This window comes from Nonomuraea sp. NPDC050540 (assembly GCF_044457485.1).
Lineage (GTDB): Bacteria > Actinomycetota > Actinomycetes > Streptosporangiales > Streptosporangiaceae > Nonomuraea.
The window spans coordinates 73,417-84,605 of sequence record NZ_JBITHA010000010.1 but is presented as its reverse complement, the minus strand read 5'-3'; the positions used below and the strand labels follow the sequence as shown (position 1 = coordinate 84,605).

Below are 11,189 nucleotides of genomic sequence, written 5' to 3'. Positions count from 1 at the left end.
CTACGCCAAATGTCGCTATTGCCGCCCTATCGCCTGGCCATTGCACGACCGGCGATCTACGTGAAACCCTGCACCGATGTCGCGCGCCTACTGGCAGCTGTGGACCTCATCCGGCCTGTCCAACCTCGCCGACGGCATACTCAAGGTCGCGCTGCCCCTGGTCGCGGTCCAGTTCACCCGCTCCCCGCCGCTCGTGGCGGGCCTCGCCGTCGCCGTCACCCTGCCCTGGCTCGTGTGCGCGCTACCGGCCGGCGCGCTCGTCGACCGCCTCGACCGCCGCCGCGCCATGCTCGCCGCCAACCTGACGCGCGCCGCGCTCCTGGCCGCCGTGACCGCCGCCGTCCTGCTCGGGTGGGGCTCCATCTGGCTCCTGTACGGCGCCGCCTTCCTCATCGGCACCGCCGAGACCGTCTACGACACCGCGGCCCAGTCGATCGTCCCCCAGATCGTCCCCCGCGAGCGCCTCACCCAGGCCAACGGCCGCCTCTTCGCCGCCGAGCTGACCGCCAACCAGTTCGTCGGCCCGCCACTCGCCGGCCTGCTGGCGGCCGCCGCCGCGGCACTCGCCTTCGCCACCCCCGCCGCCCTGTGGCTGCTGGCCGTCGCCGCCCTGTTCCTCGTGCGCGGCTCCTACCGCGTCGACCGCACCGAGCCCACCACCACCCTGCGCGCCGACATCGCGGCCGGGCTGCGCTACCTGTGGCGGCAGAAGGTGCTGCGCCGTCTGGCGGTGCTGACCGGCCTGTTCAACTTCGCGAGCAACGCCGCGACGGCCGTCCTCGTCCTGTACGCCACGGGCCCGATGCGCCTGCCGGAAGCCGGATACGGCCTGCTCCTGGGCACCATCGCCGCAGGCAGCCTGGTGGGCTCGCTGGCCGGCGCCTGGCTGGAGCGGCGGCTGGGCCGTACCCGGACACTCGTCCTGGCCCTGCCGGCCGGCGCGGTGCTCATCGGCGTCCCCGCGGCCACTACCAGCCCGTACCTCGTCGGCGCGGGCTTCTTCGTCGGCGGGATCGGCATCGTGGTGGCCAACGTGGTCATGGTCTCGCTACGCCAGCGCATCACCCCGGACGCGATGCTGGGCCGGGTCAACAGCTGCTACCGGCTGATCGCGTGGGGCACGATGCCGCTGGGGGCTCTCGTGGGCGGCCTGCTCGCGCAGCAGATCGGCCTGCGCCCCCTGTTCGCCGTCATGGCCGTCGTCGCACTGACCGGCCTGACCTGCGTACGCGCCCTCGACACCTAGCCATCCAGCTTCCGGAGCGCGGCCTCGATCCAGCCGTAGGCGATCGTCTGCTCCGCCGGCCAGGGCGTCTCCTGGATGATCGACACCAGCTCCCACAACCTGGCCGCCCGAGGATCGTGCTCGTCGAACGCGCGCAGCATCTCCTCCCGGCTCTGCCCCATGACCGCCAGAATCCGCTCGAGAACCACCGCCGACTCGGGCGAGCCGGGCTCGACGCCCGCCTGCGCCGCGGCCAGCCCCTCCCGCATGACCTGGGTGTTCGCCTCCTGCCAGGCCTCGATGTCGATGTCTCCCTCCCAGAAGTCCTTGCTCTGGCGGCGCAGGCTCTCCCGGTAGTCCTCGTCGGCGAGCAGGCCGGCCAGCTCCAGCCACGCGTCGAGCTGGACGGTGGTCGGCTCCTCGGGCAGTTCGGGGAGCATGCAGTCGCGCATGTCGGCCAGCCACTCGTGCCGGGCCTCGATGCCGCCGCCCACCTCGTCGACGAACTCGTCGAGCAGCAGCTCCATCTCCGCAGTCCCGACCCGGCTGAGCGCGTGCAGCCTGCGCAGATCGTCCTCGGCCGGATCGCCGTCCCTGCCGAGCGTCGCCCTGAGCACCGCCCTGGTCCGCTGGAGCGACTTGAGCTGGGTCTCGACCGCCTTGAGGTGCAGATCGAGCACGTTTCTCAGCCTGCGATCGCCGAGCGAGCGGATCGTGGCCAGATCGACCCCGATCTCCCTCAGCGTACGGATCAGTTCCAGCCGGGCCCGGTCCTCGTCCCCGTAGATCCGGTAGCCGGAGGCGGTCCGTTCCCGCTCGGGCAGCACCCCCGAGTCGGAGTAGAAGCGGATCGTCTTGACGGGCATGCCGGTCAGCTTCGCCAGGCGGCCGATCGTGTAACTCATAATTCCCTTGAGTCTCCAGTTGCTGGAGACTTTAGCGTACCCGACATGGCGAAGAACAAGGTGACCAGAGTCGTCACCATGCACCTCGAGGCCGGCGGGGCGAACCCGGCGAGCGTCGGCAAGGACCTCGGCCCGCTCGGCATCAACCTCATGGAGTTCTGCCGGCAGTACAACGCGCAGACCCAGGATCGGCGCGGCTTCGTGATCCCCGCGGTCATCACCGTCTACGAGGACCGGTCGTTCGAGTTCGCCACCAAGCAGCCGACCACCGCCTCGTTGATCCGGCGCGTCACCGGCCTCGACGGCGGCAGCCCGCGCCCGGGACACGTGAACGGCGGCTCGATCACCCGCGCCCAGCTCCGCGAGGTCGCCCAGGCCAAACTCCCCGACCTCAACACCTCCGATCTCGACCAGGCCGAGAAGATCATCGCGGGTACGGCCCGCTCCATGGGCCTCACGGTCCGCGACTAGCTGCGTCGCGAGTGCTTTCGGCCCAGCCACGTGAGAATCACCTGGTTGGTTTCTTCCGGCCTTTCTTGCTGGATCAAATGGCCGCAATCCAGGCTGACCACCTCCACGTTCGGCACGAACTCCCGGGTCGAGCACCGGCCGCCCCGCTTCCTCGACGAACTCCAGGACGCGGTGATCCGCGGCGTCCAGGTGCGGCTCGGCTACGTCGACCGCGAAGGCGCCGAATCCGGGAGAACCGTCCACCCGCTGGGCATCGTCGCCAAAGGTCCGTCGTGGTACCTCGTCTCCCACACCGAGGCCGGCCGGCGGACCTTCAGGATCGATCGTGTGTCGTCCGCCGAGCCGACCGACGATCCCGTGCGCCGTCCCGAGGACTTCGACCTTGCCGAGAGCTGGCGTGAGATCGCCGACGAGGTCGACCGCAAGCGAACGCCTTTCGAGATCCAGGCCCTCTGCGCGCCCCAAGGGATAGGCCCGCTCCGGATAGGGTTCGGCGGCCGGCTCGAGGTGGGAGGTTCCACGACCGACGGCCGCGTCGAGGTCGTGATCCGCGGCCACGACGAGTACACGCTCGCCGGCGAGCTTTCCGGGCTGATCGAATGGCTTGAGGTGACCGGCCCCGCGAGTGTGCGGGACCACCTGGCCTCGATCGGCAACGCGCTCGTCGAGCGATACGGCTGAGACCGGCACGAGCGCTCGTCGAACGAGCACAGGAGCGTGAGGCTCAGGTCACCCCTGGCCGTACCGGCGCGCGAAGACTCTAGGTCCGCTCTACCTTCCTGAGGAGGAACACCACCACTCCGGCCAGCCCGAGCAGGACGGGGACGGCGATGGCCGAGGTCAGCCGCAACCCGTCGGCGAACGCGTCCCGGGCGAAGGCGACGAGCTCGTCACCGGCCGGCCCGGGAAGTGACCGGGCCACGGCCAGGGCGGCCGGCAGCGTTTCCGCGGCGGCGGGCGGGTGGCCGAAGGCGGTCTCCGTCATGCGGCCGTGGTAGACGGCGTTGACCAGGCTGCCGAGGAGGGCGATCCTCAGGGCGCCGCCCAGTTCCTGGGTGGTCTCCCCGGCCGCGGCGGCCGCGCCCGCCTGCGGGGGCGGAGCGGCACCCACGATCATGTCGATGCCCAGCCCCGACACCGGCATGAGCCCCGCGAACAGCAGAACCGACCCGGTCACCACGACCGGCAGCCCGGCCGACGCGTCCGCCTGAGTGAGCACGGCGAACCCGGCGGCGGCGACGACCAGCCCGGTCCCGATGATGGAGGCGCGGTGAATCTTCCCCGCGAGCGCCGACGCGACGAAGATCGCGACGGTGCCCGCGATGACCAGGGGCAGCCCCCACAGCCCGGCCGTGAGCGGGGACAGGCCCAGCACCATCTGCATGTACTGGGCCATGAGGAACTGCGTGCCCAGCATGAAGATCACGGTGATGGTCAGCGTGCCCAGCGAAACGGTGAAGGCCCGGTTGGCGAACAACGACAGATCCAGCACCGGATGGGCGAGCCGCCGCTGCCGCCGTACGAACAGAACCCCGGCGACCAGCCCCAGCACGACGGCGACCGCGGGCACCGACGCGAAGCCGTCCTTGGCCATCTCCTTGATGCCGTACACCACCGCCAGGGCCGCCGTCAGCGACATCGCCGCGCTGGGCAGGTCCAGCCGGGCGGGCCGGGGGTCGCGGTACTCGGGCAGCAGGATCGGCCCGAGTACCACCAGCAGCACCATGACCGGCACCGCCGCCAGGAACACCGACCCCCACCAGAAGTACTCCAGCATCACGCCACCCACCAGCGGGCCCACGGCACCGCCCGCCATGAAGCTGGCCATCCAGACGGTGATCGCCGTTGTACGCTGCCGTGGATCGTGGAACATGACGCTGATCAGCGACAGGGTGGACGGGCCCAGCGCCGCCCCGGCGAGACCGAGCAACGCGCGGGCGGCGATCAGGGTCTCGGCGGTGGGGGCGTAGGCGGCCAGCACGGAGGCGGCCCCGAACGTGGCCGCCCCGACGAGCAGAACCCGCCGCCGCCCGATCCGGTCGCCCAGGGCGCCCATGGGGATCAGCGCGCCGGCGATGAGGAAGCCGTAGATGTCGGTGATCCAGAGCAGCCGGGGGGCGCTGGGATCGAGATCGGCGCTCAGGCGCGGCATGGCCAGGTGCAACACGCTCATATCGATCATCACGAGCATGGCGGGGAGCGCGAGAACGGCCAGCCCCGCCCACTGCTTCCACCCGGCCCGTGCGGTCTCCTTGGATGTGTCAGGCATGGCCGAGACCCTAGGAGCCGGGCTTACCGAAGGTAAGGACGTACCCTCAGGTAAGGCGCCTGCCCCGAAGGTAGGAAACCAGGAAGCGCCCGTCACGCCAGGCCCGGTGAGTGACGCATGTAACAAAAGCCGATGGCCCCCGGCTCTACGGCACTTGCCTCCTCAATACCGCACGCCCCTCCCCAGCGCCATAACTGTAGTGAAGAGTTCCATTCGCTTCATATCTCAGCGTCACAAGATCTTCGTCGCACATATCGGTGGACACGGAAAGACTTTCCTGCACCGAGAGTTCTCGCGACGAGACTTCATAGAGCCGGACGACACCCTGACACCTGAGCGACTCGTAGTGGACTTTCCCTATGGTCTCGCCAAGCCCACCCTGCCGAAGGAGAATCTCCACCGGAAATGGCGTTTTCATGTCTTCGTCGGCAACCAGTCCGACCCAAGTCCCGATGAAACGATCCGGGACCGCCGCCGAGGGAGACGTGGCAGCCCCGGTGGGTGTCGGCTCAGCGACTCCGGGAACCTCCATGGGTTCATGACGCTGCGTGGACGTGGGGGACGGCCCGCCCGCGACCACCCTCCGCCCCTTCTCGTCACCCGCGAAGCTCAAGATCGCGATGACGACCGAGAACAACGCGGCGGCAAGTCCGGCGATCTTCACCCAGGGCGGATCCCACGGCCGCTGCAAACGTCTGCGTCTGCTCACGTAGCACCTCAAACATGAGTTGCCAGGCCTTCGACCGGCATTCCTGGCGTCGGCCCTTGGTTAATGTGTCCGAGCCCGAACCAACTTAATGGGAATCCGCGAGAAGCCTGGCCCGAACGAGCAATCTCCCCCACGACAAATCTCCCCCTTTACCGCATACCGCCCCAGCCACCATTCCGGTGCAGACCCAATTACCACTTACTCGAAACTCGCCTCCCAACAGACGGGCCGCGCCACAGGGGCTGCCTAGTACCAGCGCGCGATCGTCGTCCTGGACGAGTACGCGACGTCAGCCGGACCGAGCGACCGGCACCCGCAAGCGTCGCCTGATACATCAGATTGGAGATCGCGCACTGAACCGGCTACTGCCGGGCGGCCCACGACCGGGTCAGGCCCGCGGGCGCGATCACTCCAGATAGACCGCCCCGACCTCGGCGGCTGTGAACGCCGGCAGTCTGGCTGCACCCAGCGCCGACAAGGGTCTACGTGATTCGCCGGGCCTCACCACACCCGACGCCGCGGATCCGACACCCCAGAGCCGGTCGCACACCGACCGGCTCGAACTGCTCCCACGCACACCGCTGCCCACCTTGCGGGCGAAAGCGCTCAAGGAAGGCAGCCCGAGCGGAGCGAGGTCCGGCGCGGGGTCGAGCCCCCGGCTCGACTGGAAGAACGCGTGGAGCGAAGCGGAACACGATGCCTTTAGTGGAGCGCGGCCACCGCGGACCGGGTGGATGCGCCGGTCAACGTAGAGAAGGCGTCGGTCAGGTTGTCCAGGAGGCGTTCGATGTGGGGCAGGGCCACCGGGTCTGCGCTTTCCAGGGCCAGCCAGCGTTCCTCGTCGCTTTCGCCGTACAACATGCTGGTCGCCGCGCGGAAGCGGAGCGCCTTGGGGTCGTCGCCGAAGTGGTGGCCGCCCAGTACCGCCACGCCCAGCCGGTCGAGCAGGTGGCGTTCGAGGGTGGCCGAGTCGCGTACGCCCATCGCGGCCAGTCTGCCGTGGATCGGGGAGAAGTCCGGGTAGACGTAGAAGCCTCCTGTCGGCGGGCGGCAGGCCGCGCCCGTTCCTGTCATCACCTCGTGTACCGCCGCCGCCACCGCCCCGTGCAGCCGCGTGCTGGCTGCCAGGTGCCGGCGCAGTTCCGGCGGTTCCGACAGCGCGTACCGTGCGACCTCCTGCATCGGACCCGCCAGGGACGACCAGATCTCGCTGGCCAGCCCGATGACCCGGCTCTGCAGCGCCAGCCCGTCGACCGTGTCGGGAAAGCGGGCGAATCCGATCCGCCATCCTCCGAGCGCCAGGCTCTTGCTGAGGCCGGAGGTGACGACGGTCCGGTCGGGCACGTACTCGGCCGGGCTGGTGATGTCCTCGCCGGGCGGGTGGACGATGTCGCGGTAGATCTCGTCGGAGATGACGAGCAGGTCCCAGTCGTCGGCGATCTCCGCCAGCCTGCGCACCACGGCGGCGGGCGCGTGTGTGCCGGTCGGGTTGTCGGGCAGGGTGAGCACGATGGAGCGGGGGCGCAGACCGGCTCGTCGTGCCGCCCGCAACGCGGGGACGAGCCGGTCCGGGTCGGGTACTCCGCCGCACTGGGGCGGCACGGGCACGCCGACGACCTCGCGTGCGAACAGCCGTGCTTGTGGCTCGTAGGTGACCCAGCAGGGCCGGGGCAGCACGACGGCTCCCGGCAGGGCCGCCATCAGGGCGAGCAGGACGGGTTTGCTGCCGGGGGCCATGACGACCTGGTCGGCGTGGGTGCGCAGGCCCCGGCGGGTGAAGTAGCCGGCGGCGGCTTCGCGGCAGTCGAGTTCGCCGCCGATCTGGCCGTAGCGGTTCCTGGCCGCGCCGGCGTGCAGCCGGTCGGCGAGGAAGTCGGGCACGGGCAGTTGCGATTCGCCGAACCCCAGGTGAATCAGCGGCTGCCCGGCCCGACGTCTGTGGTTGACGAGTTCGTCGAGGGCCAGATTGGGCGAGGGCGGGAAGGCATGGGCGCTCATATCGTCCCTAGGTCCGGCGACGTGCTCGGTGTGCCGCCGCGTGGGCGCGGTTTCCGCAGGTACGGCTGTCGCAGTACACCCGGCAGCGGTTGCGTGAGGCGTCCACGAAGACCCGGGAGCAACCGTCGGCGGCGCAGGTCCGCAGCCGGGTCTGCTCGCCGTGGACGAACAGGTACGCGAGGGCGAGCCCGCAGTCGGCGGTGAGTTGTTCTGCCACCGGCGCCTCCCCGGCGTGGTGCTGCAGGCGCAGCCGCTGGCCGTCGTACTCGGACAGCCGCAGGGTGAGCCTGGTCCGCCCGAGCAGCCTGTTGAGGCGCTCGACGCCCTGGTCGGGCGCGATGAAGACGTGGTGGAACTCCTCCCGCGAACCGCGCACGGCTTCGAGGTCGGCCCCGGTCAGCTCGTCGGGGTATCCGACCTGGCGGCGCTCGACGAGCGCGACCAGGTCGGCGACGGTGACGAGCTGCGTGTTGACCAGGTCGACCGCCGTGGCCAGCGAACGGATCAGGTCTTGGCTGAACAGCATGCGTTCTCCCGGCCGGAGAGGAAGGATTAGGAGATGTACGTGAAGTACGACCGGAGGGCCGGCATGAGCACCTTGAGCGGCACCCGGCCGTAGACGCCGAGGGCGAGCAGCAGGTTGTAGCGCAGGTTCTGGCGCGGCATGCCGTGGCGTACGGCGGCGATGCCGCGCAGGGCGCTGACCTTGTCGTGCCAGTCGATGTTGAACGACACCGACGAGCTGAGTGAGGAGACCTGGTGCAGGGTGCCGGGCGGCATGTAGAAGAGGTCGCCGGCCTGGACGTGCGCCTCCATGACGCGTACGCCGCGGAAGTCGGGGTGGCGGTCGTAGTCGGGGTCTTCCGGGTTCACCTCGGCCCAGCGCCAGTTGTAGGTGTAGCAGCGGTCGCGGTCCTCGTTGGCGACCATGACGAAGCGCTTGCTGCCGTCGAGCTGGAAGAACAGGTTGTGGGTGAGCAGGGTGTCGAAGTGCAGCGTGGTGACGGCCTGCGAGGGGCCGACGAAGAACTGCGGGAAGACCGCCCAGTTGTCGCGGAAGAACGCGGGGAACAGGTGCCCGGGGAAGGGTTCGAGGTCCTGCCGCAGTTCGGGGATGAACGTGAGCAGCGGCACGTCGTGCAGGTACGCGGGCCGTTCCACGTCGTCGGATCCGCGCTGTTCCCAGGCGATGACCGTCTTGGAGTAGTCGTCGAGCCGGACGGTCGTGGTCTTGCCCTCGGCCACGCGCCCGGTCTTGAGCCGTACCGGCAGGTCGGGCGCGATCGAGGCGAGGTAGGGCAGCGACCAGCGCTGGGCGGCGGGAAGCTCGGCGAGGGCGCCGGGCATCAGGACCGGCTTCTTGTTGACGTACTCGGCGTAGAACTCCTCGGCGGAGAGCTGCGGCCGGACGTCAACCGGCGAGTACGGGCTTGTGATCGGCATGGCTCCTCCTGGTGGAGTCGGCGAGGATCGAACGGATCACGTCGAGCACGTAGCCGATGTCCTCTGGCTCGACTCCGTAGTGGGTCACGGCCCGGATCTGCCCGTGGCCGAGCTCGGCCAGTGCCACGCCCTGGGCCTGCGCGGCGGCGACGAACGTGGGGTTGTCCATGGTGAGGACGCGGAAGAAGACCATGTTGATGCCGGGCTCGGCGCGGTCGACCGCGATGCCGGGGATGGTGTCGAGGCCGTCGGCGAGCCGCCGGGCGCTCTCGTGGTCCTCGGCCAGCCGCCCGCTGTTCTCCAGGGCGACGATCGCGGCCGCTGCCAGTACGCCGGCCTGCCGCATCCCGCCGCCGAGCATCTTGCGCAGGCGGCGCACGTCGCGGATGAACGGCCCGGTCCCGACGGCCATCGAGCCGACCGGCGCGCCGAGCCCCTTGGACAGGCAGAACATGACGGAGTCCGCGTAGCCGGCCAGCTCGGCGACGGGCACGTCGGCGGCCAGCGCGGCGTTGAAGATGCGCGAGCCGTCCATGTGCACGGTCAGGCCGTTCTCCCGGGCGAAGTCCGTGACTTCGCGCAGGTACGCCGCGGGCAGCACCTTGCCGCCCCGGTGATTCTGCGGGTTCTCCAGGCAGAGCAGCGCGGGCAGGGCGAACTGCGGATCGTCGGAGTCGGGCGGGAAGGCGGCGGCGATGGCGTCGAGGTCCATCGTGCCGTCGAGCTTGTTGGGGATCGGGTGGTAGATCACTCCCCCGCATACCGAGGCCCCGCCGGCCTCGTACACGTAGATGTCGGATTCTTCGCCGACGATGACCTTCGAGCCGCGCGGGCAGTGGGTCATGATGCTGGCCAGGTTGCTCATGGTGCCGCTGGGCATGAAGCAGGCGGCCTCCTTGCCGAGCAGTCTCGCGGCCAGGACCTCCAGCGCGTTGACGGTCGGGTCCTCGCCGTAGACGTCGTCGCCGAGTTCGGCGGCCACCATCGCCTCCAGCATCCGCGGCGAGGGCAGGGTGAAGGTGTCGCTGCGCAGTTCGACTCGCCGCTTGGGGGAACTCACGTCGGCCTCCTAGCCGGGCGGGCGGTGCGGAAGAGGTGGGAGCCGCCGGCCAGCGCGGAGCATTCGCCGATCGCCTTTCCCAGCTTGGCGGTGTAGTCGGGGTCGGCCTCGTCGAGCAGGATGCCGAGCATGGTGCCGCTGTGCGCGGTGACGACGCCGAGGCCGCCGACGGCGCCGCAGATGCCGAGCATGTCGCGGAGCATGCGCTTGGGGTGCATCCGCTGGTGCATGGCGGCGCTCCTGCTGGCCACGTGGCCGATCTCGGCGGTGTCGCCGGCCGGGACCGCGACGCGTAGCGTGTCCAGGAGCCGCTGGTACTCCTGCCGGGCGGAGTCGGAGAAACGCCGGTGGCCGCGGTTGAAGGCGACCGTGTCCACGCTGCCGCCCTCGTCGACGCCGACGATGGTCATGTCGGGAAGGTGGCCGAGGCGTTCGAGGAGCCGTACGTCGCGGTGGCGGAAGGCCACGGTGCCCGGGTACATCACGCCGTCGGACGGCTCGATCCTCCGCATGAGCTCCTCGATCTCGCCCGGTGTGGGCAGTTCGCCGAGCGCCCGGCCCACGGCCCACGCCGTGGCCACGAGGTCGGCGGAGGAGCTGGCCAGCCCCTTGCCGATGGGCAGGTCGGTGTCGACGTGGAGGTCGCCGCCGCCGCGGTAGCCGCGGAACGTGAGCATCGAGCGGGCCAGCGACCTGGCCTTCTTCCGGTCTCCGGGGACCACCCGGATGTCGGTGGTCCGCCGGTCGTAGCGGAAGCGGGCGGTGCTGCCCGCCTCGATCGGCAGGGTGACCAGGAAGTCCACCTGCGGGTCCGCCAGTGCGCCTTGGAGCAGTTCGCCGAAGGTGCCGCACGCCTGTCCGGTTCCGAGAGTCTCGGAGATCGCCGGCACCTCTACGTGGATCGACACCGTTATTCCCAGGGGTTGTTGGCGGAGCGCGATACCAGAAGCCGGAGAGTCCGAGTCAATTTGGCGGTGAACATGGCCTGCGTCTCCTTCGCCTCACCCGTATTGGGCTGGTTCCTGTGGATCAACTGGCCTCAGGCTCAAGCGGGCGGGCATCGTCCCACTACCGTTTCGCTATCGCCCCGAACGCGCGGCGATAGTCGC

11 protein-coding genes are annotated in these 11,189 nt (G+C 69.8%); 3 read left to right on the top strand and 8 right to left on the bottom strand.

Features of this window, described 5'->3' with window-relative positions:
- Positions 1 to 76 precede the first annotated feature (76 nt).
- On the top strand, positions 77 to 1,246 hold the full coding sequence (locus ACIBI5_RS31435) for an MFS transporter (RefSeq protein ID WP_397252354.1): 1,170 nt from the start codon (positions 77 to 79) through the stop codon (positions 1,244 to 1,246).
- Here the strand turns inward: ACIBI5_RS31435 and ACIBI5_RS31430 are convergent.
- Positions 1,243 to 2,130 (bottom strand): MerR family transcriptional regulator, encoded by an 888-nt coding sequence (locus ACIBI5_RS31430; RefSeq protein ID WP_397252353.1) that lies wholly within the window; start codon positions 2,128 to 2,130, stop codon positions 1,243 to 1,245. The two genes, ACIBI5_RS31435 and ACIBI5_RS31430, sit on opposite strands and share 4 nt — an antisense overlap.
- Positions 2,131 to 2,175: 45 nt before the next feature.
- On the opposite strand from ACIBI5_RS31430, the gene rplK reads away from it, so the two are divergent.
- On the top strand, positions 2,176 to 2,601 hold the full coding sequence (gene rplK / locus ACIBI5_RS31425; protein ID WP_397094681.1) for a 50S ribosomal protein L11: 426 nt from the start codon (positions 2,176 to 2,178) through the stop codon (positions 2,599 to 2,601).
- A gap of 45 nt (positions 2,602 to 2,646) precedes the next feature.
- Entirely contained in the window at positions 2,647 to 3,282 is a 636-nt protein-coding gene (locus ACIBI5_RS31420) for a helix-turn-helix transcriptional regulator (protein WP_397252352.1), read from the top strand.
- A 79-nt stretch (positions 3,283 to 3,361) separates the two neighbouring features.
- Here the strand turns inward: ACIBI5_RS31420 and ACIBI5_RS31415 are convergent, their stop codons facing one another.
- The 7 genes from ACIBI5_RS31415 to ACIBI5_RS31385 all read right to left on the bottom strand — a co-directional run bounded on the left by ACIBI5_RS31415 (position 3,362) and on the right by ACIBI5_RS31385 (position 10,988).
- On the bottom strand, positions 3,362 to 4,870 hold the full coding sequence (locus tag ACIBI5_RS31415) for an MFS transporter (RefSeq protein WP_397252351.1): 1,509 nt from the start codon (positions 4,868 to 4,870) through the stop codon (positions 3,362 to 3,364).
- A gap of 145 nt (positions 4,871 to 5,015) precedes the next feature.
- Positions 5,016 to 5,534 carry a hypothetical protein gene (locus tag ACIBI5_RS31410; protein ID WP_397252350.1) on the bottom strand — a complete coding sequence of 173 codons (519 nt, stop codon included), beginning with the start codon at positions 5,532 to 5,534 and terminating at the stop codon, positions 5,016 to 5,018.
- 747 nt (positions 5,535 to 6,281) lie between these two features.
- Positions 6,282 to 7,577: a pyridoxal phosphate-dependent aminotransferase gene (locus tag ACIBI5_RS31405; protein WP_397252349.1), complete on the bottom strand. Its 1,296-nt coding sequence runs from the start codon at positions 7,575 to 7,577 to the stop codon at positions 6,282 to 6,284.
- Between the two features lie 7 nt (positions 7,578 to 7,584).
- Positions 7,585 to 8,103, bottom strand: a complete 519-nt coding sequence (locus ACIBI5_RS31400) for a CGNR zinc finger domain-containing protein (protein WP_397252348.1) — start codon at positions 8,101 to 8,103, stop codon at positions 7,585 to 7,587.
- A gap of 26 nt (positions 8,104 to 8,129) precedes the next feature.
- Positions 8,130 to 9,020, bottom strand: a complete 891-nt coding sequence (locus ACIBI5_RS31395) for a cupin-like domain-containing protein (protein WP_397252347.1) — start codon at positions 9,018 to 9,020, stop codon at positions 8,130 to 8,132.
- On the bottom strand, positions 8,989 to 10,080 hold the full coding sequence (gene ltaE, locus ACIBI5_RS31390) for a low-specificity L-threonine aldolase (RefSeq protein ID WP_397252345.1): 1,092 nt from the start codon (positions 10,078 to 10,080) through the stop codon (positions 8,989 to 8,991). Before ltaE ends, ACIBI5_RS31395 begins: the two co-directional genes overlap by 32 nt.
- Positions 10,077 to 10,988: a hypothetical protein gene (locus ACIBI5_RS31385; RefSeq protein WP_397252344.1), complete on the bottom strand. Its 912-nt coding sequence runs from the start codon at positions 10,986 to 10,988 to the stop codon at positions 10,077 to 10,079. The genes ltaE and ACIBI5_RS31385 overlap by 4 nt, the downstream gene beginning before the upstream one ends.
- Positions 10,989 to 11,189: the final 201 nt, after the last annotated feature.